At 67.7% G+C, this 24,384-nt stretch carries 14 protein-coding genes and 1 tRNA gene; 7 read left to right on the top strand and 8 right to left on the bottom strand.

Annotated features, from left to right (window positions below; genetic code table 11):
- Window positions 1-513: transposase (locus tag EJ105_RS16600; protein ID WP_250167208.1), on the top strand; the 513-nt coding region annotated here is incomplete at its 5' end.
- Between the two features lie 622 nt (window positions 514-1,135).
- On the opposite strand, the gene EJ105_RS16595 is transcribed toward EJ105_RS16600, so the two are convergent.
- Together EJ105_RS16595 and EJ105_RS16590 are read right to left on the bottom strand one after the other, a co-directional pair.
- Window positions 1,136-1,212 (bottom strand) — tRNA-Arg (locus EJ105_RS16595).
- Window positions 1,213-1,565: 353 nt separating this feature from the next.
- A complete protein-coding gene (locus EJ105_RS16590) occupies window positions 1,566-2,240 on the bottom strand; it encodes a GntR family transcriptional regulator (protein ID WP_250167207.1) in 675 nt (224 codons plus the stop codon).
- A 305-nt stretch (window positions 2,241-2,545) separates the two neighbouring features.
- Between EJ105_RS16590 and EJ105_RS16585 the strand changes: the two genes are divergently transcribed.
- The 5 genes from EJ105_RS16585 (at window position 2,546) to EJ105_RS16565 (ending at window position 8,670) form a co-directional block, all read left to right on the top strand.
- The gene (locus EJ105_RS16585; protein WP_250167206.1) at window positions 2,546-3,916 is read left to right on the top strand and encodes a malonyl-CoA decarboxylase; all 1,371 of its coding nucleotides are present in this window, start codon (window positions 2,546-2,548) and stop codon (window positions 3,914-3,916) included.
- 92 nt (window positions 3,917-4,008) lie between these two features.
- Window positions 4,009-5,538: a malonate--CoA ligase gene (locus tag EJ105_RS16580; protein WP_250167205.1), complete on the top strand. Its 1,530-nt coding sequence runs from the start codon at window positions 4,009-4,011 to the stop codon at window positions 5,536-5,538.
- Between the two features lie 176 nt (window positions 5,539-5,714).
- The gene (gene dctP / locus EJ105_RS16575; protein ID WP_029555238.1) at window positions 5,715-6,764 is read left to right on the top strand and encodes a TRAP transporter substrate-binding protein DctP; all 1,050 of its coding nucleotides are present in this window, start codon (window positions 5,715-5,717) and stop codon (window positions 6,762-6,764) included.
- Entirely contained in the window at window positions 6,761-7,321 is a 561-nt protein-coding gene (locus EJ105_RS16570) for a TRAP transporter small permease (protein ID WP_250167204.1), read from the top strand. The genes dctP and EJ105_RS16570 overlap by 4 nt, the downstream gene beginning before the upstream one ends.
- On the top strand, window positions 7,318-8,670 hold the full coding sequence (locus tag EJ105_RS16565; RefSeq protein WP_250167203.1) for a TRAP transporter large permease: 1,353 nt from the start codon (window positions 7,318-7,320) through the stop codon (window positions 8,668-8,670). Before EJ105_RS16570 ends, EJ105_RS16565 begins: the two co-directional genes overlap by 4 nt.
- A gap of 7 nt (window positions 8,671-8,677) precedes the next feature.
- Here the strand turns inward: EJ105_RS16565 and EJ105_RS16560 are convergent, their stop codons facing one another.
- The 5 genes from EJ105_RS16560 to EJ105_RS16540 form a co-directional block, all read right to left on the bottom strand.
- Entirely contained in the window at window positions 8,678-9,565 is an 888-nt protein-coding gene (locus EJ105_RS16560) for a transglutaminase family protein (protein ID WP_024280300.1), read from the bottom strand.
- Window positions 9,566-9,657: 92 nt separating this feature from the next.
- The gene (locus EJ105_RS16555) at window positions 9,658-12,165 is read right to left on the bottom strand and encodes a circularly permuted type 2 ATP-grasp protein (RefSeq protein ID WP_029555240.1); all 2,508 of its coding nucleotides are present in this window, start codon (window positions 12,163-12,165) and stop codon (window positions 9,658-9,660) included.
- A 170-nt stretch (window positions 12,166-12,335) separates the two neighbouring features.
- Window positions 12,336-15,761, bottom strand: a complete 3,426-nt coding sequence (locus EJ105_RS16550; RefSeq protein ID WP_250167202.1) for a transglutaminase family protein — start codon at window positions 15,759-15,761, stop codon at window positions 12,336-12,338.
- A 194-nt stretch (window positions 15,762-15,955) separates the two neighbouring features.
- Window positions 15,956-19,177, bottom strand: a complete 3,222-nt coding sequence (locus EJ105_RS16545; RefSeq protein WP_250167201.1) for an efflux RND transporter permease subunit — start codon at window positions 19,175-19,177, stop codon at window positions 15,956-15,958.
- A 27-nt stretch (window positions 19,178-19,204) separates the two neighbouring features.
- The gene (locus EJ105_RS16540; RefSeq protein WP_250167200.1) at window positions 19,205-20,521 is read right to left on the bottom strand and encodes an efflux RND transporter periplasmic adaptor subunit; all 1,317 of its coding nucleotides are present in this window, start codon (window positions 20,519-20,521) and stop codon (window positions 19,205-19,207) included.
- 388 nt (window positions 20,522-20,909) lie between these two features.
- Between EJ105_RS16540 and secA the strand changes: the two genes are divergently transcribed.
- Window positions 20,910-23,690 carry a preprotein translocase subunit SecA gene (gene secA, locus EJ105_RS16535; RefSeq protein WP_250167199.1) on the top strand — a complete coding sequence of 927 codons (2,781 nt, stop codon included), beginning with the start codon at window positions 20,910-20,912 and terminating at the stop codon, window positions 23,688-23,690.
- A gap of 51 nt (window positions 23,691-23,741) precedes the next feature.
- On the opposite strand, the gene EJ105_RS16530 is transcribed toward secA, so the two are convergent.
- Window positions 23,742-24,371 (bottom strand): Pr6Pr family membrane protein, encoded by a 630-nt coding sequence (locus EJ105_RS16530; RefSeq protein WP_250167198.1) that lies wholly within the window; start codon window positions 24,369-24,371, stop codon window positions 23,742-23,744.
- Between the last annotated feature and the right edge of the window lie 13 nt (window positions 24,372-24,384).

Here is a 24,384-nt window from a genome sequence, read left to right as displayed (position 1 = left end):
TGCACCGAAGCTGGCATCATCCCGATGGTGCCCAAGCCCAACACATCGCCGGCTCAGGCGCGCGGCTTCTGGGGCAAGGCTATGTTCGTGCATGAGCCGCAGACCGACACCTATCGCTGCCCCGCCGATCAACAGCTGCAGAAACGCTTTGCCCGGGTGGAGGGCGGCAAGCTCATAAGCGTCTACTTCAACCAGAAGGCCTGCAGCGCCTGCCCGTCGCGCCCCCTGTGCACGGCCGGCAAGGAGAAGCGCATCCGCCGATGGGAGCATGAGGCCGTGCTTGATGAGATGGAGCGCAGGCTTCAAGCGATGCCGGACGCAATGGCGGTCCGCCGCTGTACCGTCGAGCACGTCTTCGGCACCATCAAGGGCTGGATGGGTGCGACCCACTTCCGAACGCGCGGCCTCAAGCACGTCGCCACCGAAGCCAGCCTGGCGATACTGGCTTACAACATGAAGCGCGCCATTGCCGTCGCTGGCGTGGCCGCGACCCTCAAGGCGATAGCCGGGTGACCGGAGCCGACGCGCGCCGTGGCAACAACCTGCGCGACGAGCCACAGTGAGTTCTCACACAGCCTCGGGGCGCAAAGCGGACGTCGCTGTAGGGCAGTCGAGGGTCGGCCAAGGGTCACTTTGACTCTTGCAAACAGCGCTACCCTCTTCGGCCGATCGTTAGGGCTCAACAAGTCCCGAAGCGCAGTCCCGTTAAAAGCGGCAGCAGGGACGGCGGTTGCGGTTGCTGTGCCCCATCATTTAGATCGGCAGGATGGCGCCCTCTCTCGCACGTCGCATCCGTCACGGAGATTGCTCAGATCGGCGAACAAGCAGCGAGAAGTGAGGGCGAGGCCCGGGCCGCAGGATGAAAGACGGAGGCTATCCTAGGGCTTTTAAACGAAGACTTGATCGTGGCGGAGGGACGACATCAGCGTCTACCGACCTCATGACAAACCAGAGGCCCTGGCAGCACGGATTGCCAAGCCGAGCATCTCATAGACCATTGAATTTGGAGCAGAAGGGATTCGGATGCAGGAACGACCCGCGCCACGCCCCTACCAAGGCGTGCCAATCAGCTTCCAGCACGAGGACAAAAACGGGGCGCCTGCCACGCAAACACCAAAGCAACTCTTAGTTGCAATGGCGCACCCGACACGATTCGAACGTGTGGCCTCCGCCTTCGGAGGGCGGCGCTCTATCCAGCTGAGCTACGGGTGCCTGCTGCTTACGCAGTGCTTACTCGGATTTCCTGCGAAAGTGAAGCCTTCGGCCCAACGCTCGCAAGTCATTGAATTCAAAAACGCTTTTCTTCACACTTTTCGCACCAGCCGACTTGACACGTGCCTTCGGAGGGCAACGCTCTATCCAGCTGAGCTACGGGTGCGTGGCGCAGGAGCGGGTTCCTTTTAACGGAAGGCTTGCGGCGCGGCAACAGGGGATGGGGCGGTGTCCACGGCGGCTTGCGGTGAATGCCCGTGCCTTGCGGGAGAACGGATGGTCCGTTCCGGCGGGAGTGTGGGGCAGGCCCCCGGGGCGCTTCAGGCTGCGCGGAGGGGCGCACGCCGGAGCCATCAGCCCGCGTCCTCCAGCGCCTCCGATTCGGCCTGGAGCGCTGCGAGGAGGGTCATGAAGCGCTCGCCCTGAACGAGCACGTGGGCCCTGAGGCGCTCGGCAGCGCGGGGGCCGTCGTCGGCGAAGAGTGCATCGACGATGCCCTGGTGCTCGGCGAAGGAGGCCTCCACCCGCCGCGGCACTTTCAGCTGAAGGCGGCGATAGGGCTGGAGGGCGCGCTGCAATCTCAGCGCCTCCCCCGCCAGAACCCGGTTGCCGGTGGCAGCATAGATGGCGCCGTGGAAACGGGCATTGGCGGGATAATAGGCTTCCTCGTCGCCGGCAGCGGCGGCGATGCGGCAGGTCTCGTGTGCCTCCGAGATCGCCTCCCGGTCGGAAGGCCCCATGCGCTGCACGGCGAGCCGGCCGCAGGAGGCCTCGATCTCGGCCATCAGCTCGAAGGATTCGATCAGTTCGCGCGGGCCGAGCAGCACCACGAAGGCGCCGCGGCGGGGGCGGATTTCCACCAGGCCCGATGACGAGAGCTGGATCAGCGCCTCGCGGATGGGCGTGCGCGAAACGCCGAACCGCTCGGCGAGGCCTACCTCGTCGAGCCGCTGCCCGGGCTTCAGCCGGCCAGCGACGATATCGTCTTCCAGCGCCTCCCTGAGCCTCGGCGTCTGCTCTCCCCGCACGACGGCGCTCCTTGCGATCTCCCCGTCATCAGAAAGCCGAGTCCGATCATTCAATGCAAGAGAGAAAATCTTGCATACATGATTGTTGACAAAAAATGCAGACCGATCTCTATTCGGCCACAGACGCCGCGGGGATCCTGAAAGATGCCACATCTTGATACCGGAGCGCCATTTTCGCCCCATACCGAAGACAGGATCACCCGAAAGAGAACGCCCCCACCCGTCCCCATGGGCTTGCCTTCGGGGACCGGGCACCCTCCCATGATGGCAGGGACATCCGGCGGCGGGGCTGGTGGAGTGCGGCGATGAGTTCGAATACGTCCTTCTTCGGCGATCTTCTCACCACCATCGCGGATCGCGGCCGCGCCCTGCTCGACCGCAACACACGCACGTCCGGCGCCACCAAGGCGGCGACGCTGGTGGAGCGGTGCGAGCAGCTTCTCTCCGGCCGCGGAGAAGCCTCGGGCGTGGCCCTCGCCACCGACATCCTCGATCGCTACGCCCGCATGAAGACCGGCGAACGCATCGCCTTCTTCGAGGCGCTCGCCGAGACCTTCGGGCCGGACCGCGCCCGTCTTGATGCCGCCATCGCCAGCTATGGCCGCACGGGGTCGGATGCGGCGATGGCCGAACTCCACCTCGCCAGCGAGCCGCGCCGGCAGGAGCTGTTCCGCCGCTTCAACATGGCCGCCGGCGCGACGCTCTCCCTCGTCCGCATGCGCGAGCACCTGATGGACGCCATGGTGCACCGGCGCGACCTCGCTGCCGTGGACCGCGATTTCGGCCACCTGTTCTCGTCCTGGTTCAACCGGGGGTTCCTCGTGCTGCGACACATCGACTGGTCGACGCCCGCCAACGTGCTGGAGAAGATCATCCGCTACGAGGCGGTGCATGCCATCCGCGACTGGAACGACCTGCGCGCCCGCGTCGATAGCCCGGACCGCCGTTGCTACGCCTTCTTCCATCCGGCGCTGGTGGACGAGCCGCTGATCTTCGTGGAAGTGGCGCTCACAAAGGATATTCCCGGCGCCATCGCTCCGGTACTGGACCAGTCGCGCGAGCTGCTGGAGCCGGAGAAGGCGACCACGGCCGTCTTTTATTCCATCTCCAACTGCCAGCGCGGGCTCGGTGGCGTCTCCTTCGGCAATTTCCTCATCAAGCAGGTGGTGGAGGAGATTTCCCGCGAGATCCCCTCGCTCACCACCTTCGTCACCCTCTCCCCCGTCCCCGGCTTCCGCGCCTGGCTGGACGGCGAGCGCAAGGCCGAGACACCGGCCGCCCTCACCGCCGCCGACAAGGAGACGCTCAAGGCGCTCGACACGCCGGACTGGGCCGAGAAGGCGGAGGTGCGCGAGGCCCTGACCCCGGTGCTGAACGCCGCCGCGGCCTATTACTTCCTCGTCGCCCGCACCTCAAAGGGCAAGCCGGTGGACCCGGTGGCCCGCTTCCACCTCGGCAACGGCGCGCGGCTGGAGAAGATCAACCCCATGGGCGACCTCTCGCCCAAGGGCATCGCCCAGGCGGCGGGGCTCATGGTGAACTACCGCTATGTCCTCACCGACATCGAGAAGAACCACGAGGCCTTCGCCGGCAAGGGCGAGGTGGTCGCGAGCCCGGCGGTGAAGAAGCTGCTGCGGGCGGATGCGGGCGCCCGTGCGCTTGTTCCAGTGTCCTGACCTACCGGTGTCCTGATCTGCCGGTTTCCTGAACTGCCCGTGTCCTGAGCTGCCCGCCGCGCCACAGGCACTGTCGCCAACGAGACGAAGACATGAGCGAGAACCACCTCTTCAGCGCCATCCGCGCCGCCATCCCGGCGATGGACAAGCCCCTCGCCCGCCTCATCGACGGGACGGTGGAGACCTATGGCGACGCCCTCGCCCTTTCCGCCCGGCTCGCCAACCTTCTGGTCGCGCGCGGCGTGAAGCCCGGCGACCGGGTGGCGGTGCAGGTGGAGAAATCCTGGCCCGCGCTCGCGCTCTATCTCGGTGCGATCCGCGCGGGCGCGGTCTACCTGCCGCTCAACACGGCCTATACGCTGAACGAAGTCGAGTATTTCCTCTCCGACGCCGAGCCCACCGTGTTCGTGTGCCGACCGGAGATCGAACAGGACGCGCGGGCGCTGGCCGCCCGGCTCGGCGTCGGCGCGGTGGAGACGCTGGGCACCGACGGCAAGGGGTCGCTGACCGAGGCCGCCGCGGGCTTCCCTGACACGTTCGCGGATGTGGCGCGCGGGCCGGACGATCTCGGCGGCATCCTCTATACCTCGGGCACCACGGGCCGCGCCAAGGGCGCCATGCTCACCCACGACAACCTGCTCTCCAACACCAGCGCACTGAAGGACTACTGGCGCTTCACAGCGGACGACGTGCTGCTGCATGCGCTGCCCATCTTCCACACCCATGGCCTGTTCGTGGCCACGAACATCGTGCTCCTGGCTGGCGCGAGCATGGAGTTCCGCTCCAAATTCGACCCGAAGGAGGCCATCGCGCTGATGGCGGCGGGCAAGGTGACGACGCTGATGGGCGTGCCCACCTTCTACACCCGCCTCCTCGACCAGCCGGGCCTCACCCGCGAGGCGACGAAGGGCATGCGCCTGTTCGTCTCCGGCTCCGCGCCGCTGCTGGCGGAGACGCATCGCGCCTTCGAGGAGCGCACCGGCCACGCCATCCTCGAGCGCTACGGCATGACAGAGACGGGGATGAACACCTCCAACCCCTATGACGGCGCGCGCATCGCCGGCACGGTGGGCTATCCCCTGCCCGGCATCAGCGTGCGCGTCACCGATCCCGAGACCGGCGCGGTGCTCCCCACCGGCGAGATTGGCATGATCGAGGTTCAGGGGCCGAACGTGTTCAAGGGCTACTGGCGGATGCCGGAGAAAACGGCCTCCGAATTCCGCGACGGCTTCTTCATCACCGGCGACCTCGGCAAGATCGACGAGAAGGGCTACGTCCACATCGTCGGCCGCGGCAAGGATCTCGTCATCACCGGCGGCTTCAACGTCTATCCCAAGGAAGTGGAAGGCGAGATCGACGCCATCCCCGGTGTCATTGAAAGCGCGGTCATCGGCGTGCCCCACCCGGATTTCGGCGAGGGCGTCACCGCCGTCGTCGTCGCCCAGAAGGACGCGACGCTGACGGAGGATGCCATCCACCGCGCCCTCGAAAATCGTCTTGCCAAGTTCAAGCAGCCGAAGCGCGTCTTCTTCGTCTCCGAGCTGCCGCGCAACACCATGGGCAAGGTGCAGAAGAATATCCTTCGGGACACCTACAAGGACATCTATCGTAACGTCGCCTGACCGAAGGGACTGCGCCGCCGGCAACGCCAATCAGCCGCCGGCCAGTCCCCGCCAAGTATCTGGTGCCTCAAGAGTTATGAAATCGACCTGCCGGACCCCGGATCAACCGGGGCCGGCCAAATGAAACGGGAAGAAACGCCACAGGCCCACAGCCACCGGGCCAAGGGAGGAAACGCATGTCCAACGACCATTCCCTCATCCATCGCCCGGTTTCCCGCCGCCTCGTGCTCGCCGGCGCTCTGGCCGCGCCCGCCGTGCTGCGCTTCACTGGCACCGCTCATGCGGCGACGACCCTCAAGATCTCCCACCAGTTCCCCTCCTCCTCCGGCGAGGAGGGCGACTTCCGCGACCGGCTCGTGCGCCGTTTCGCGGCGGAGGTGACGAAGCGCACCAACGGGGAGCTGGCCTTCGAGGTCTATCCCGGCTCGTCCCTGATGAAGACGAACGCCCAGTTCTCGGCCCTGCGCAAGGGCGCGCTGGACCTCTCGCTCTATCCCATCTCCTACGCCGGCGGCGAGGCGCCGGAGTGCAACATCGGCCTCATGCCGGGGTTGGTGGTCTCCTACGACCAGGGCCTAGCCTGGCGCACCAAGCCGGTGGGGCAGGCGTTCTCGGAATATCTCGAAGGCAAGGGCGTCAAGATCCTCACCTGGGTCTGGCAGGCGGGCGGCGTCGCCAGCCGCGAGAAGCCGCTGATTGCGCCCGAGGATGCCAAGGGCATGAAGATCCGCGGCGGCTCGCGCGAGATGGACATGGTGCTGCAGGCCGCCGGTGCCGCCGTGCTGTCGCTGCCGTCCAACGAGCTTTACGTCGCCATGCAGACGGGCGCGTGCGACGCCGGCATCACCTCTTCGACGTCGCTCATCTCCTTCCGTCTGGAAGAGCTGGCGAAGCAGCTCACCACCGGCCGCGGCAAGTCCTACTGGTTCATGCTGGAGCCGTTGCTGATCTCCAAGGCGGTGTTCGACAAGCTGCCCAAGGCGCAGCAGGACGTGATGACCGCCGTGGGTCTGGAGATGGAGGCCTTCGGCAAGGCCGGCGCCATGGCCGACGACACCAAGGTCGCCGAGGTGTTCGCCAAGGCCGGCGCCAAGATCCACGATCTCGATGCCGCCACCGTGGAGAAGTGGCGCGCCATCGCCCGCGACACCGCGTGGAAGGACTATTCCGCCAAGTCCGCCGGCTGCGCCAATCTCATGAAGCTCGCGCAGGAGGTGCCGGCATGAGCCACGGGCTCGATCTCGGCCACGGCGCGGACGCGCGGGCGAAGGCGACCCACGCCCCTCCCCTGCTGGCGGCGGCGCACGGGCTGCTCAGGCGGGCCAACCGGCTCATCCTCGCCCTCGGCTCCATCGCCCTCGTGGCGGCGAGCCTCATCCTCTCCTACAGCGTGGTGTCGCGCTTCTTCTTCCATGCGCCCACCTATTGGCAGGACGAAGCCTCCGTCTTCCTGCTGGTGGGCGTCACCTTCATGACCGCCGCCTTCGTGCAGAGCCAGCGCGGCCATGTGGCCATCGATGCCCTCGCCCACATGCTGCCACCGGGCCTGAACCGGGTGCGGCAGTTCGTGGTGGATCTGTTCAGCTTCGCCTTCTGCGCCTTCTTCACCTGGAAGTCCTTCACCCTGTGGCACGAGGCGTGGGTGGACGGGCAGGTGACCTCCTCCACCTGGGCGCCGCCCCTCTCCATCCCCTACGGCGTGATGACCGCCGGCATGGGCCTGCTCTCGCTGCAGATCCTCATTCAGGTTCTCGCCGGACTTCTGGAAAGGGTGGAACGATGAGCACGGCTCTCGTCGGCCTCCTCTATGGCGGGGCCACCCTCGGCACCATGTTCCTCGGCATGCCCATCGCCTTTGCGCTGGGCGCGGTTGCGGTGCTGTTCATGGTCGGCTTCATGCCGGCCGCCTCCCTCGATACGGTGACGCAGAACGTCTATGAGGAGATGGCTTCCATCACCCTGCTGTCGATCCCGCTCTTCATCCTGAAGGGCGCGGCCATCGGCAAGTCGCGGGCGGGGCAGGATCTCTATTCGGCGCTGCACGCCTGGATGCACAAGATCCCCGGCGGCCTCGGCATCGCCAACGTGTTCGCCTGCGCCCTGTTCGCCGCCATGGCCGGCTCCTCGCCCGCCACCTGCTCGGCCATCGGCTCGGCCGGCATTCCGGAGATGCGCAAGCGCGGCTATTCCGGCGCCTTCGCCGCCGGGCTGATCGCCGCGGGCGGCACGCTCGGCATCCTGCTGCCCCCGTCCATCACCATGATCCTTTATGCGGTGGCAGCCGAGCAGTCGCTTGGCCGCCTGTTCCTCGCTGGCCTGGGGCCGGGGCTGCTGCTGGTGACGCTGTTCGCCGGCTACGCCATGGTGCGCTTCCGCCAGGAATATGCGGCGGCGAAAAAGGCCTATGCGGAGACCGGGGCGCCCTCCGCCTTGCTTCACGAAGACAACCTGACGCTGCGCGACCGCTTCGCCGCCCTGCCCCGCGTGCTGCCCTTCGTGGTGCTGCTCACCGGCGTGATGGTGGCCCTCTACGGCGGCTATGCGACCCCGTCGGAGACGGCAGGCCTCGGCGGCGTGCTGGCGCTGGCGCTGATCGCCTTGATCTATGGCGTGTGGATGCCGAAAGACCTCTCGCCCATCCTCACCTCGACCATCCGCGAGTCGACCATGCTGATGATGATCATCGGCATGTCCCTGCTCTATTCCTACGTCATGAGCTACCTGCACATCAGCCAGGCGGCGGCGCAGGCGATCGTGGCGCTCAATCTGTCCAAGTGGCTGCTGCTCGCCACCATCCTGGTGCTGGTGGTGGTGCTGGGCTTCTTCCTGCCGCCGGTGTCCATCATCCTGATGACCGCGCCGATCATCCTGCCGCCGCTGAAGGCGGCCGGCTTCGACCTGATCTGGTTCGGCGTGGTGATGACCATCGTGATGGAGATGGGGCTCATCCACCCGCCGGTGGGGCTCAACATCTTCGTCATCAAGAACATCGCGCCCGACATCCCGCTGAAGGACGTGATCTGGGGCACGGTGCCCTTCGTGCTGCTGATGCTGCTGGCGGTGATCCTGCTCTGCCTGTTCCCGCAGATCGCCACCGGCTTCCCCGACCTCGTGATGGGCAAAGGCCGCTGAGGCGGCCCTAGCGTCCCTGCACCGGCACCACGTCCACGCCCACGGCGAGGATGTGGTCGCCGGACGAGACGATCACCCCGTCCACCGGCGAGACATCCGCATAGTCGCGGCCGACGGCGAGGATGATGTGGTCGTCCCCCGCCGGGATGGCGTTGGTGGGGTCGAGCCCGATCCAGCCGAAGGCCGGCCCGCACCACACCTCGGCCCAGGCGTGGGTCGCATCCGCCCCCTCCAGCCGCGGCTGGCCCTCGGGCGGGATGGTGCGCAGATAGCCGGAAACATAGCGCGCCGGCAGGCCGAGCCCGCGCAGGCCGGCGATCATCACCTGGGCGAAGTCCTGGCACACGCCCGCCTTCGCCGCGAAGGCCTCGTGGGGCGAGGTGGTGACGATGGTGGCGCCGGGCTCATAGGTGAATTCGTCATGCACCCGGTGCATCAGCTCCAGCGCCGCTTCCAGCACGGGGCGGTCGCCGCGGAAGCTCGTCGCCGTCCAGTCGGTGATCTCGTTGTCGATGGGCACCGCACGGCTCGGGAACAGGCCGTGGGCGGCCGCGTCCGGCCCGAGGTCCATCTCCTCCAGCGCGGCGGCGCGCACCTCGTCCACCAGCGGGGTCGTCGCCGGGTCCGGCAGGGGTGTCGAGGTCACGTCCACCCGGCTGCGGGTGGTGATGGAGAGATGGCCGTGGGGCTGGTCGATGGTGAGCCAGGTCAGGCCGTTGCCGAAGAAATCGGTGCCCTGCTCCAGCTCCGCCGGCTCGGGGTCCACATCGAGAATGTGGGCGATGACGTGCTGATGGCCGAAACGGTCTACCGGCGTCATCCGCAGCACCTGCCGCACCACGCGCACCGGCACCTGATAGCTGTAGGTGGTGGTCTGGCGAATATCGTAGAGCATTGGAGTCTCGGTGCTTTCGCTCAGGCGCCGCGCGGGCTGTCTCGTTGCTTTCGCTCAAGCGCCGCGCGCGCTTGGGGGCTCGCAGGGCTCGCTCACATGCCGAAGGTCAGCGTCATCTCCGGGGAATGCCCCTGGAGGAAGTAGTGCGACGACACCTCGTCGGAGAGCTGCATCAGCATCTTCTCCATGGCGTCGAACCATTGCGGCTCGAAGCTCTCGGCCGTGCTGGCGGCAAGCTCCGCCTGCATGCGGGCGACAATGCGCTCCCACAAGGGCGGCGGCGCGTCCTGGTCGCGGCCGGGGAGGACCTTCAGATGGTTCGCCATGCGGTGCACCTGGAAGGCCACCGAGCGCGGATTGTCCGGGTCCAGCAGCACGAGGTCGAGCACCGGTCCGCGCGCCTCCATCATCACATAGCGCGTGCGGTAGGTGATGAGGCTGTCCGCCACCTGCAGCAGCGCGTCCAGCGAGCCCTGCGGGGCGCCGATCTCGCCGAAGGTGCGGGCGAAGCGCAGGGTGCCGATGGCGCGCTCCGTGCGCCGGCCGATCTCCAGGAAGCGCCAGCCGGTGAGCCGGTTCATGTTCTCCGAGGCGAGGCCCGAGAAGGCCGCGATGATGCGCAATGCCGCGTCCGCCCGCTCCGCCACATCGGCTTCGGAGGGGGCGGCGGGGACCGGCTGGGAGACGCAGGTCTCGAGATCCACCAGCGCGCGCCACGCATCCGGCGAGAAGCGGTCGCGGATGACGGAAGCCGCCGAACGCGCCGCCTGCACCAGCTGCGGCAGCGCGCCGGGCACGTCGCGGCGGGTGAGCACAGCCACGGCATAGCGGGTGGGCGTGGCGCGGGCGAGATCGCGCGGCATGGCGCCCCAAGCCCCGAGCAGGCCAAGCAGGCGTGACACCAGCGGGCTGGTGCCGGTGTCGCCGCTCTCGGCGAGGCGCCCCACCAGCACACGCGACAGGCGCAGCGTCGCTTCCGCCCGCTCCACATAGCGGCCGAGCCAGAACAGATTGTCGGCGGCGCGGCTCGGCAGGGTGCCGGATGAGCGGCGGACCTTCACATTGTCCGGGCTCGGCAGGAGCGTGGTGTCGGCCACCTCGCCGTCCGCCAGCACCCACACGTCCGCCGAGCGGTCGCCCTTCTGCATGGAGACGGCGCGGGCATCGGCGGCCGAGGAGATGCGGCAGAAGCCGCCCGGCATCACCGACCAGCCCTTTTCGGTGGCGGTGAGGAACACCCGCAGCATGAACGGGCGGGGCGTGAGCTTCTCGCCGGTCCATACCGGCGTGGTGGAGAGGCGGGCGATGTCCTGCCCCACCACGTCCGCCCCACGCCGGGCGAGCAGGGTGGAGAGGCGCCGCCGGTCGGCCTGGGTCAGGTCCGCCCCCAGCACCGATCCGCCATCCGGCAGGCCCGGCAGCGCCCGGCCGAAGGCGGAGGAGATGACCAGCTCGTCCAGATGCTCCATCACCTGCGCCCGCTCGGCCGGCTGGCCGCACCACCATGTGGCCACATGCGGCAGGCTGAGAGGCCGCCCGGTGAGCCGGGTAGCGATGCGCGGCAGGAAAGCGAGCAGCGCCGGCGCCTCGATGATGCCGGTGCCCAGCGCATTGGCCATCGCCACGCCGCCCATGCGGACCGACTGGACGAGGCCCGGCACGCCGAGGCGTGAGCCGGCGTTCAATTCCAGCGGATCGGCGAAATCGGAATCGAGGCGGCGCAGCAGCACGTCGATGCGCCGGAGGCCCGCCACGGTGCGCACATGCAGCGTATCGCCCCGCACGGTGAGGTCTTCGCCCTCCACCAGCAGGAAGCCGAGATAGCGGGCGAGCAGCGCGTGCTCGAAATAGGTCTCGTTCAGCGGCCCGGGGGTGAGAAGGCCGATGCGGCCCTCCCCCGACCGGTCGAGCTTCATCAGCGAGGTGCGCAGCGCCTGGAAGAAGGCGGCGACGCGCTTCATGTTCAGGTTGCGCGAGACGTCCGGCAGCGCGCGGGTCGAGGCGAGGCGGTTCTCCAGCGCATAGCCGGCGCCGGATGGCGCCTGGGTCCGGTCGGCGAGCACCCACCAGCGCCCGTCCGGGCCACGGCCCACGTCGGCCGCATAGACCCGCAGGAAGCGCCCGCCCTCGGGCCGCACGCCCACCAGCGGACGCAGGAATTCCGGGCTGCCGGCCACGGCCGCCGCCGGCAGATCACCATCGGCGACCAGATGGGCGTCGCCATAGAGGTCCTGAAGCACCTCCTCCAGCAGCTCGGCGCGCTCGATGAGGCCGGCGGAGAGGGCTTCCCAGTCCGAATTGCCGATGATGAGCGGCATGTGGCTGAGCGACCACGGCCGCTCGCCGCCCCCCGCGTCATCATAGACGCGATAGAAGACGCCGCTGTCCCGGAGATAGCGGTCCGCGGCGGAGAATCGCCGGCGCAATTCCTCGGGGCCAAGCTCGGCCAGTGCGGCGAGGAAGGGCTGCCAGTGACGGCGCGGCTGGCCGTCCGCATCCATCATCTCGTCGCGGGTGGCCGGAAGGGTGCGGTAGCCGCCGATCAGGCTTTCCGCCGCGGCCCGCTCGAATACCTCGCTCCGCTGCTCCGCCCCCGACACGATCACCCCTTCCGCGGGCACCCCTGCCCGCGTGTCATCTTCCTGCGCCCGGTGGGTCCGGGTTCTCCATTATGACCGTGGCGGCGCCAGATGCACCCCTCTTCCGAGCGCTTCCAGCCTGCGCCCGCCGCGGGACTGGTCCGCGACGGCGCCTCGGGGATGGTTGTCGATCAGGCGCTTGCCGGGCGCCTGAGGTCGAGGGTGGTCGGGAACTCGTCCGGCGCCGTCTCCAGCACCACGTCGAGGGTGCCGGGGGTGTGGCCGAAGGTCTGGAAGCGGGCGAGGCGCCGCGCCTCCGCCTCGTAGGAGTTCACCGGGAAGGTATCGTAATTCCGCCCGCCCGGATGGGAGACGTAATAGAGGCAACCGCCCCGCGAACGCTCGCTCCAGGTGTCCACGAGGTCGAAGGTGAGCGGCGTGTGCACCGGGATGGTCGGGTGCAGGCCCGACCACGGCTGCCATGCCTTGTAGCGCACGCCCGCGACATAGGTGCCGTTTCGGCCGGTGGGGGCCAGCGGCATCTTGCGGCCGTTGCAGGTGAGGATGTGGCGCGAGGGGTTGAAGCCCTCCACCTTCACCTGCAGGCGCTCAACGGAAGAGTCCACGTAGCGGGCGGTGCCGCCCACCACGCCTTCCTCGCCCAGCACGTGCCAGCACTCCAGCGCCTGCCGCACCTCGATGTCCACGCCCGCCTGCTGGACCTTGCCGAAAGCGGGGAAGCGGAACTCGAACTGGGCCCGGAACCACTCGGGATCGATCTGGTAGCCGGCGTCGGAGAGGTCTTCCACCACGTCGAGGAAGTCCTGCCAGACATAATGCGGCAGCATGAAACGGTCGTTGAGGATGGTGCCCCAGCGGGTGCAGTGGCCGTGCACCGGCTTGTTCCACAGCCGCGCGATGAGGGCCCGCAGCATCAGCTGCTGAGCAAGGCTCATGCGCCAGTCCGGCGGCATCTCGAAGCAGCGGAACTCCACGAGGCCCAGCCGGCCGGTGGGACCGTCCGGCGAATAGAGCTTGTCGATGGAGATTTCGGTGCGGTGGGTGTTGCCGGTGACGTCCACCAGCAGGTTGCGCAGCAGCCGGTCCACCAGCCACGGGGCCGGAGGCTCGCCCTGCCCGGGCGCCGGGAACTTGGAGAAGGCGATCTCCAGCTCATAGAGGCTGTCGTGGCGCGCCTCGTCCACCCGCGGATGCTGCGAGGTGGGGCCGATGAACAGGCCGGAGAAGAAGTAGGACAAGCAGGGATGGCGCTGCCAGTAGAGCAGCAGGCTCTTCAGGAGGTCCGGCCGGCGCAGGAAGGGGCTGTCGGCGGGGGTGGAGCCGCCCACCACCACGTGGTTGCCGCCGCCGGTGCCGGTGTGCCGGCCGTCCACCATGAACTTCTCGGTGCCGAGGCGGGCGAGACGCGCTTCCTCATAGAGGATGCGGGTGATCTCCACGCAACCGCCCCAGCTGGCGGACGGATGGACGTTCACCTCCAGCACGCCCGGATCGGGCGCGATGCGGATGAGGTTGAGGCGGTAGTCGAAGGGCGGCGGATAGCCCTCCATGTGGATGGGCGTGTTCAGCTCGATGGCCACCTGCTCGAGGGCGGCGACGAGATCGAGATAGTCCTCCAGGATCTCCACCGGCGGCAGGAACACGCACAGGCGGCCGTTGCGCGGCTCGACGCAGAGCGCGGTGCGGGTGTCAGCGGTGAAGATCTGGGTGTCGTACTTGGCGAGATATTCGCGCGCCAGCTCCTGCGCCCGCTCGCCGACGCCATAGGCCTCGGTGCGCGGGGCGATGGAATGGCGCGGCATGCCGCCCGGCCCGCCGGGGGTGCCGGCATCGGTGCCTTCCGCACCCGCGCCGGGGCCGCCCTGCCCTGACGCGTAGCGGGCGGCGAAATCGGCGGCATCGGGCAGCGGGTCGCGCGGCTCGAAGGGGTCGGCCTCGACGATGTAGGGGTAGCGCGTGGGCGCCAGATACTGCAGCGATTCCAGCGGCAGGCGGTAGCCCATGGGGCTTTCGCCGGGGATCAGGAACAGGAACTGGCGGCGATAGGTCCATTCCTCCGAGCGCCACGCCGGGCCGGCGGGGGTCCAGACGCGGCGCAGCGGCAGCACCGAGCCGGTGGCCGTGCCGAGGCCCTGGTTGAAGGTGCGCGCCAGCATGCGCCGCTGCACCTCGTCCGCCATGCGCGGATCGCCGGGGGCGATGTTCTCGGGAAGGTTCTGTTCCTTCCACATGTAATAGATGTTGTCCTCGAACGCCTGCTGGACGAACTCGCTGCCAACGGCAAGCTTCTCGGCCACCGCCTTGCAGAAGCGCGCGGCATCGGCCGGGGTGACGCCGTAATTGACCTTCTCGTCGGCGATCAGGTCCTCGCGCTGCCAGATGGGCTGGCCGTCCTTGCGCCAGAACAGGTCGAAGGACCAGCGCGGCAGCGTCTCGCCGGGATACCACTTGCCCTGGCCGTAATGCAGCACGCCTTCGGTCTCGAAGCGGCGGCGCAGGCGGCGAATGAGGTCGTCGGCGCGCTCGCGCTTGTGCGGGCCGAGCGCCTCGGTGTTCCACTCGGGCGACTGGTAGTCGTCGATGGACACGAAGGTGGGCTCGCCGCCCATGGTGAGGCGCACGTCGCCGGCCTTGAGGTCCTCGTCCACCTTGTGGCCGAGCTGGTCAAGGGCGGCCCAGGTCTCGTCCGAGAAGGGCAGCGTGACGCGCGGCGCCTCGGCGACGCGGACCACGTTCATCTCAAAGCCGAACTCGACCTCGGCCTTCTCGTTCACATAGCCGCTGATGGGCGCGGCGGAGCTGTAGTGCGGGGTGGCCGCCAGCGGGATGTGGCCTTCGCCGCAGAGCAGGCCCGAGGTCGGGTCGAGGCCGATCCAGCCGGCGCCGGGCACGAACACCTCGCACCAGGCGTGCAGGTCGGTGAAGTCCACGTCGGTGCCGGAGGGGCCGTCGAGGGCCGCCACGTCGGGCTTGAGCTGGATCAGGTAGCCGGAGACGAAGCGGGCGGCGAGGCCGAGGTGGCGCAGGATCTGCACCAGCAGCCAGCCCGTGTCGCGGCACGAGCCGAGCTTGCGCGTCAGCGTCTCGTCGGGCGTCTGCACGCCCGGCTCCATGCGGATCACATAGCCGACCTCGCTCTGGAGGCGCTGGTTGAGGTGGACCAGGAAGTCGACGATGCGGGTCTTCTCCCGCGGGACGGAGGCGAGATAGTCGGCGAACAGGGTGCCCTCATCCTCCAGCTCGAGATAGGGCGCGAGCTCGGCCTTGAGCGCGGGCGCATATTCGAAGGGGAAGTTCTCGGCATATTCCTCGACGAAGAAGTCGAAGGGGTTGATGACGTCGAGCTTGGCGAGGAGGTCCACCTCGACCTTGAACTCCTTGACCCGCTCCGGGAACACGATGCGGGCGAGCCAGTTGCCGAACGGATCCTGCTGCCAGTTGATGAAATGGTCCGCCGGCGAGATCTTCAGCGCATAGGCGGGGATGTCGGTGCGGCTGTGCGGCGCCGGCCGCAGCCGGATCACCTGCGGCCCCATGGAGACCGGGTGGTCGTAGGTGTAGCTCGTGACGTGATGCAGGCTCGCGAGGATCGACATTTAGGTCACCAGGTCCTGCGGGCGACAGCCCAGGGATAGAGTCAATGGTGGGATCGGCCGTTCGGCCGAGGGTGGGGCGCGTGTCCCGCCAAGGTTAGACAAGCCCGGCAGGAGGCGGAAGCGCGACTTTGCGGCGGCAACCGCCCCGATCGAGGGCAGTTGCCGAAGGAAGAGGCAATGCACACGCGTCCGGATCAGGCAGATGCGGGCGCCGGGGGCACGCCGGCGTCCGGGGCCGGCGGCGGCGCGGGCGGGGCATTTCCAGCGCCATGGCCGGCGCTGGACTTCTTCTTGCCCTTGCGGCCTTCCTCGAAGCGCTGGAGCACCGTGTAGAAGGACGGCACGAACAGCACGGCGAGGCAGGTGGAGGCAAGCATGCCCGACACCACCGCGATGCCGATGGACTTGCGCGAGTTGGCGCCGGCGCCGGTGGCGAACACCAGCGGCAGCACGCCGAGGATGAAGGCGAAGGAGGTCATGAGGATGGGGCGGAACCGGAGGCGCGAGGCCTCCACCGCCGCGTCCATGATCTCCATGCCCTCCGCCCGTTTCTCTCGGGCATACTCGACGATGAGGATCGCGTTCTTGGAGGCGAGCGCGATCAGCAGCACGAGGCCGATCTGGGTGTAGAGGTTGTTCGCCACCCCGAGGCCCAGCAGCGCGCTGACGGTGCCGAGCAGCGCCAGCGGCACCGCGAGGATCACCGACATGGGCTGGATCCAGCTCTCATACTGGCCGGCCAGCACGAAGTAGACGAGCAGGATGGCGAGCCCGAACACGTAGTAGATCTGATTGCCGACCGCCTTCTCCTGGTAGGACATGGCGGTCCACTCGAAGCCGGTGCCCGGGGGCAGGGTCGAGGCGGCAATCTGCTCCATCAGCGACAGCGCCTGGCCCGACGAGAAGCCCGCGGCGTTAGAGCCGACGATGGTGGAGGAGGGATAGAGATTGTAGAGCGAGATCAGCGGCGGACCCAGGGCGGTCTTGACATCCACCACGGTGCCGAGGGGGATCATCGCGTTCTGGGTGGGCGAGCGTACCTTCAGCTGCATCAGGTCGGCCGGGGTCACGCGGAAGCCCGCGTCAGCCTGGATGTAGACCTGGAAGACGTTGCCGAACTTGTTGATCTGGTTGACGTAGGTGGAGCCCAGATAGGACGAGATGGTGCTGAACACCTGGCCCACCGTGATGCCCAGGGTCTCCGCCTTGATCCGGTTCACGTCCACCTGGATCTGCGGCGCCCCGGCGCGGAACGAGGAGGACACGTGGGAAAGCGCCGACTGCGCCCGCGCCTTGTCCACCATGGAGGCGGTGATCTGCTCCAGAAGCTGGTAGTCGAAATTGCCGTTGCGGATCTGCGGCTGCATGGTGAAGCCGGCGGCGTTGCCGATGCCCTGGATGGCCGGCGGCACGAGGATGACCACCTCCGCCTCCTCGACGCCCGCCACCGCCGCGTTCAGGTTCTGATACATGGAGAGCAGATCCTGCCCCTTGGTGGCGTAGCGCACGTCCCAAGGGGTCAGGGTGATGTAGGTGACACCCGCATTGGCGAGGGTGGACGAGTTGTCGAGCACCGAGATGCCGGAGATGGCGAGCACGGTCTGCACGCCCGGCACCTTGCGGATGCGCTCGGAGACGTCCGCCATCACCTTCTTGGTGCGGTTGAGATTCGAGGCATCCGGCAGCTGGACGTGGGCGAGGAAGTAGCCCTGATCCTCGATGGGCAGGAAGGCCGTGGGGATGCGGGTGAGGCCGTAGCCGGCGACGCTCATGAGCGCGATGGCGATGAGCACCATCAGCTTGGAATGGTGCACCATGCGGCTGATGACGCCGGTGTACCAGTGCTCCGCCCTGGCATAGATGGCGTTGAAGCCGCGGTAGATGAAGTTGCGCTGCTCCGGCGGCACCGGCTGGCGCAGCCAGAGGGCGCACTGGGTCGGCTTCAGGGTCGCCGCGTTGATGGCCGAGATGAAGGCGGTCGCCGCGATGACGAGGGCGAACTGCTTGAACATCTGGCCTGACAGGCCGGGAATGAACGAGGCCGGCAGGAACACCGACATCAGCACGAGGGTGATGCCCACCACCGGGCCGAACAGTTCGTCCATGGCCTTCTCGGCCGCCGGCTGTCCCGCCATGCCCTCCTCGATGTGCCGCGCCACGCCTTCCACGATGACGATGGCGTCGTCCACCACGATGCCGATGGCGAGGATGATGGCGAACAGGGTCGAGAGGTTGATGGTGAACCCCATGGCGTCCATGGCGGCGAAGGCGCCGATGATGGTCACGGGCACGGTCGTCGCGGGCACCAGCGTCGCGCGCCAGTCCTGCAGGAACAGCAGGATGACGACGAGAACGAGGACCGCCGCCTCGAACAGGGTCTTCCACACCTCGTCGATGGAGGCGGTCACGAACAGGGTCGTGTCGAAGGGGATGGCGTAGTCGAGCCCTTCGGGGAAGTTCTTCTTCAGGTCTTCCATCTTCGCCGCCACGCGCTTGGCCACGTCGAGCGCGTTGGCCGCGGGAAGCTGGAAGATGCCGATGCCGGCCGCAGGCTTGTTGTCCTGCATGAAGTCCTTGGAATAGCTCTGCGCGCCGAGCTCGACGCGGCCGATGTCGCGGATGCGCACGATCCGGCCGCCGTCGGAATTGTCCACCTTGACGATGATGTTCTCGTAGTCCTTCACGTCGTCGAGACGGCCGGAGACGTTCACCGTGTACTGGAACGAGGCGTTGGACGGCGCCGGCGGCAGGCCGAGCTGGCCGGGCGTGACGAGCTGGCTCTGCTTCTGGATGGCGTTCGAGACGTCGGTGGGGGTCAGGCCGAAGGCCTGCATGCGGTCCGGGTCCATCCACACGCGCATGGCGTAGGTGCCGGTGCCGAACACCGCGACGTTGGCGACGCCCGCCACCCGCTCCAGCTCGTTCTGGATGTTGATGATGGCGTAGTTGTTCAGGAACAGGCCGTCATAGCGCCCGTCCGGCGAGATCAGGGTCACGAACTCGAGGATCGAGGTGCCCTTCTGCAGGATGGTCACGCCCTGCGCCTGCACCGCCGTGGGCAGCGAGGCGAGGGCGATGTTGACGCGGTTCTGCACCAGCACCTGCGCCATGTTCGGATCGGTGCCGATGGCGAAGGACACGACCAGCGTGTAGGTGCCGTCCGAGGCCGACCACGACTGCATGTAGATCATGCCTTCGACGCCGTTGACCTGCTGCTCGATGGGCAGGGCCACGGTGTCGATCATCGTCTTGGCGGACGCGCCCGGATAGGAGGTGGAGACCGACACCGTGGGCGGCACGATGTTCGGATACTGCGACACCGGCAGGCGGATCAGCGAGACGAGGCCGATCAGCACGAAGACCAGTGCGAGGACGTTCGAGAGGACCGGCCGCTCGATGAAAAAGCGCGAAATCATGGGCGCTGCCTCAGGTTCGAGCGCGGGTCAGTTCTTCGGCGTCGCAGGGGTGGCACCCGGCGTCGCCGGAGCAGTGGGAGTGGGCGGCACCGAGGGAACGGCGCGGGCCGGCGCATTGGCCGGAGCGACACCCGCCGGCTTCGGCAGGGGCTTGGTGCCGTCGTCCACCGGCGGGGCGATGGCGACGATCTTGCCCACCTCCACGTCGATCTTGGAGCCGGGCACGGCGCGCTGCATGCCGTTGATGATGACGCGGTCCGTGGTCTTCAGGCCGCTGAGCACGGCGCGCAGGCCGTCCGCCTGAAGCTGGCCGAGGGTGATCTGCGTCTGCCCCACCACGTTGTCCGAGCTGACGGTGAGCACATAGGGGCCGAGCTGGTTGTAGCTGATCGACGAATCCGGAATGAGGACGGTCGGCGCCGGGTGGCCGAGCGGCACCCGCACGCGGGCGAACAGGCCGGGCAGCAGCACGAAGTCGTCGTTCTGGAAGATGCCGCGCACGGTGAGCGTGCCGAGGTTGGGGTCCACCTGCGGCGCGATGTAGTCGATGCGGCCGGCATGGGGATAACCGGTCTCGGTCTGGAGGCCGATCTCGATCGGGATGTCCGGCAGGTCGCGGGTGAGGCTGGTGAGGGAGCGGCCCTGCTTGGCAAGCTGCTCCTTGATTCGCAGCACCTCCTGCTCGCTGAGCGTGAACCACACCCAGATCGGGTTGAGCTGGACGATGGTGGCGAGCTTGGTGGGGCCGCTGTAGCCGACCAGGGCGCCGACGTCCTGAAGATGGGCCGTCACCGCGCCGTCGAAGGGCGCGTTGACCTGGGTATAGCCGAGATTGATCTGCGCGAGCTGCAGGGAGGCCTGGGCGTTGGCCACCTCGGCCACGGCGGAATCGCGCTTGGCGCGGGCCTGGTCGAGGGTCGCCTGCGAGGCGAAGTCCTGCTTGGCGAGCTGGGCCTGCCGATTGTATTCGGCCTCGGCCTGCACCTGCGACGCCTGGTTGGCGGCGAGCTGCGCCTTCGCCTGGTCGACCTGGGCGATGTAGGTGTCCTGCTCGATCACGAACAGGGTGGTGCCCTTCTTGGCGAAGGCACCGTCCTTGTAATTGATGTTGGTGAGGAAGCCCTGGACGCGGGCGTTCAGGTCCACCGAATTGATGGCGGCGGTATTGCCGGTCAGTTCGAGGAAGCGCGTGACCGGCTGCTCCAGCACGGTCGCTACCGTCACCTTGGGCGGCGGCGGGGGTACGTAGGTATTCTTTTCCTCGCACGCGGACAGGAGGAAGGCAGCCCCGAGGGCCACGCTCGCGTAGCCCAGCCGACCCGACACCCGGATACCCCCCACCATACCCATACCCCCACTGTGCAGATGCGGCGGATACTAAGCAGCGGGTTATTGCGTGTCCATGAAAGGAATTGTCCGCAAAGCCCTTCCGTGCAGATTGCCCCCGCACCTGTGCAGCGCGGCAACGCTCCTGCAGATCGGCCTTCGGCGCGCGCGGCCGCAGCGTCCTCGCATTGACATTGCACCGACCCGTTCATAAGTGTCCGCATGGTGTGCTGCCCGCGGAAGCGGGGCGGTTGCGGCTGCGCGTTCGTTCGCTGCGCCCGCCTGCCTCGCTTTCGGACTTGCTGACGCCCCATTGCGGGTGTCCAACGGCGCGCATCGTTGCCCGGAGGTCCGGCGGTCCGTCTCCGCCCTCCTTCAGACCTGACGGAACGGAATAGAGAAACCCATGTTTGGTGGACTTGCCCGCAAGCTCTTCGGCTCCGCGAATGATCGCCGGGTGAAGGGTTATCGTCCCCGCGTACAGGCCATCAATGCGCTGGAGAAGGAGCTGGAATCCCTCTCCGACGACCAGCTGCGGGCCCGTACGGAGGATTTCCGCCGCCAGCTGGCCGAGGGCAAGACCACCCTCGACGACCTGCTGGTGCCCGCCTTCGCCACCGTGCGCGAAGGCGCCAAGCGCGCGCTCGGCATGCGCCACTTCGACGTGCAGCTCATCGGCGGCATGGTGCTGCATGAAAGCTCCATCGCCGAGATGAAGACCGGCGAAGGCAAGACGCTGGTCGCCACCCTCCCCGTCTACCTCAACGCGCTGGCCGGCAAGGGCGTGCACGTGGTGACGGTCAACGACTATCTCGCCAAGCGCGACGCCGAGTGGATGGGCAAGCTCTACCGCTTCCTCGGCCTCACCACCGGCATCATCGTGCACGGCCTCGACGACGACGAGCGCCGCGCCGCCTACGCCAGCGACGTCACCTACGCCACCAACAACGAGCTCGGGTTCGACTACCTGCGCGACAACATGAAGTACGAGCGCGCCCACATGGTGCAGCGGCCGCACTTCTACGCCATCGTCGACGAGGTGGACTCCATTCTCATCGACGAGGCGCGCACGCCCCTCATCATCTCCGGCCCGCTCGACGACCGCTCGGACTTCTACAACACCATCGACCAGTACATCCCCCGCCTCTCCAAGGAGGATTACGAGGTGGATGAGAAGCAGCGCTCCGTCTCCATGACGGAAGCGGGCATGGAGAAGATGGAGCAGATGCTCACTGAGGCCGGGCTGCTGAAGTCCGAGAGCCTCTACGACATCGAGAACGTCTCGGTGGTGCACCACGTGAACCAGGCGTTGCGCGCGCACTCCCTGTTCCAGCGGGACAAGGACTACATCGTGCGCAACGACGAGGTCGTCATCATCGACGAGTTCACCGGCCGCATGATGCCGGGCCGGCGCTATTCGGAAGGCCTGCACCAGGCGCTGGAGGCCAAGGAGCGCGTCCAGGTCCAGCCGGAGAACCAGACGCTCGCCTCCATCACCTTCCAGAACTATTTCCGCCTCTACGAGAAGCTCGCCGGCATGACCGGCACGGCGGCCACCGAGGCGGCCGAGTTCCAGGACATCTACAAGCTCGAAGTGGTGGAAGTGCCCACCAACGTGCCGGTTTCGCGCATCGACGACGATGACGAGGTGTACCGGTCGGCCGGCGAGAAGTACGCCGCCATCATCGAGCTCATCAAGGAATGCAGCGCGCGTGGCCAGCCCGTGCTCGTGGGCACCACCTCCATCGAGAAGTCCGAGCTGCTGGCCGAGCTGCTGAAGCAGGCCGGCTTCCACCAGATCGACTTCTCCGATCCCGCCGCCTTCGCCCATGACCGCTCGGGCAAGGCCTTCGCGGTGCTGAACGCGCGCTATCACGAGCAGGAGGCGTACATCGTCTCCCAGGCCGGCGTGCCGGGCGCGATCACCATCGCCACGAACATGGCCGGCCGCGGCACCGACATCAAGCTGGGCGGCGCCGCCGACATGCGCATCGCGGCCGAGCTGAAGGACCTCCCCGAGGGCGAGGAGCGCACCGCCGCCGAGACACGCATCCGCGCCGAGGTGGAGGAGCTGAAGCAGAAGGCGCTCGCCGCCGGCGGCCTCTTCGTGCTCGGCACCGAGCGCCACGAGAGCCGGCGCATCGACAACCAGCTGCGCGGCCGCTCCGGCCGCCAGGGCGACCCCGGCCACTCCAAGTTCTTCCTGTCGCTGGACGACGATTTGATGCGCATCTTCGGGTCGGACCGGCTCGACGGCATGCTGCAGCGCCTCGGCCTGAAGGAAGGCGAGGCCATCATCCATCCCTGGATCAACAAGGCCCTGGAGAAGGCGCAGCAGAAGGTCGAGGCGCGCAATTACGACATGCGCAAGAACGTCCTCAAGTATGACGACGTGCTCAACGACCAGCGCAAGGTGGTGTTCGAGCAGCGCCTCGAGCTGATGAACGACGAGGACGTGGCCGAGACCGTGGAGGACATGCGCCATGCCCTCATCACCGAGACGGTGGCCAAGTTCATCCCCGAGAACGCCTATCCCGAGCAGTGGGACGTGGACGGGCTCGACACCGCCATCAAGGAAGTGCTCGGCATCGAGCTGCCGGTGAAGGACTGGGCCAAGGAAGAAGGCATCGCCGGCCCCGAGGTCACCGAGCGCATCACCCGCCGCGCCGACGAGTGGATGGCCGCCAAGACCGCCCAGTACGGGCCGGACATCATGCGCTATGTGGAGAAGTCCATCCTTCTCCAGACCCTCGACCACCTCTGGCGCGAGCACATCGCCATGCTCGACCACCTGCGCCAGGTGGTCGGCCTGCGCGGCTATGCCCAGCGCGATCCGCTGAACGAGTACAAGTCCGAGGCGTTCAACCTCTTCTCCGCGCTGCTGAACCGCCTGCGCGAGGTGGTCACCGCCCAGCTGATGCGGGTGGAAATCGTCACCCAGCAGCCCATGGAGGAGGAGTTGCCCCCCATGGAGGCGCACCATCTCGACCCCTTCACCGGCGAGGACGAGATGGCGAGCATCGGTGCCGCCCTCGGCGCGCGGCCGGAGCCGTTGCTGTCCGGCGACGTGGCGGTGATGGAGCGCGACCCGAACGACCCCTCCACCTGGGGCAAGGTGGGCCGCAACGAGGCCTGCCCCTGCGGCTCGGGCAAGAAGTACAAGCACTGCCACGGCCGCTTCGCCTGAGGCGGCCTGCCCTGGCGCGGCCCCACCGCGCCGGGCTTTGAGACTTCAGGTTCAGCCGCGCCGGTGGCCGATCGCCCGGTCGACACCGACGAAGATCAGCGCGGTGGTGAAGAACACCACCGCCAGCACCACGGCATTCTGCGCCATCTTCTCCGCGCCGAGCTTGGCCGGGTCGAGGAACCAGTAGGCGTACCAGCCATCCGCCTCGCCCCGCGCCACCGCGTAGACGAGATAGGCCAGCGGCGGCGCCATGGCCCACACCGTATCGGCCAGCCGCAGCCGCCCATGCGGCCCCACCAGCCAGACGATCAGGAACAGCACCGGCACCGCCTGATGCAGCAGGCGGTCGGCGACAAGCTGCGCGCCTTGCGGATTCCACACATGGCGCAGCAGCAGCGCATAGATGATGCCCACCAGCACGATGGAGACCACGCTCGTCAGCCGCGCCCGCGCCCCGGTGAGGGCGTGCAGCCCGCCCAGCGCGATTTCCGTGGCGACGATGGCGACGCCCAGATTGGTGAGCACGGTGAAAAAGCCGAGGAAGCGCCACAGCGCGGGGCCGAACCCCTGGCCGACCGCCGCCATCTTCTGGACCACGATGACGAGCTGGAGGATCAGGGCCGCCCAGCCGACCACGGCCGTGAGCGCGGCCATCCGCCGGCACCACACATCATGCCCCATGCCCCGCCTCCCC

This window comes from Xanthobacter aminoxidans (assembly GCF_023571765.1).
GTDB classification, from domain to species: Bacteria; Pseudomonadota; Alphaproteobacteria; order Rhizobiales; family Xanthobacteraceae; genus Xanthobacter; species Xanthobacter aminoxidans.
This window is presented reverse-complemented; position numbering and strand designations above follow the sequence as displayed.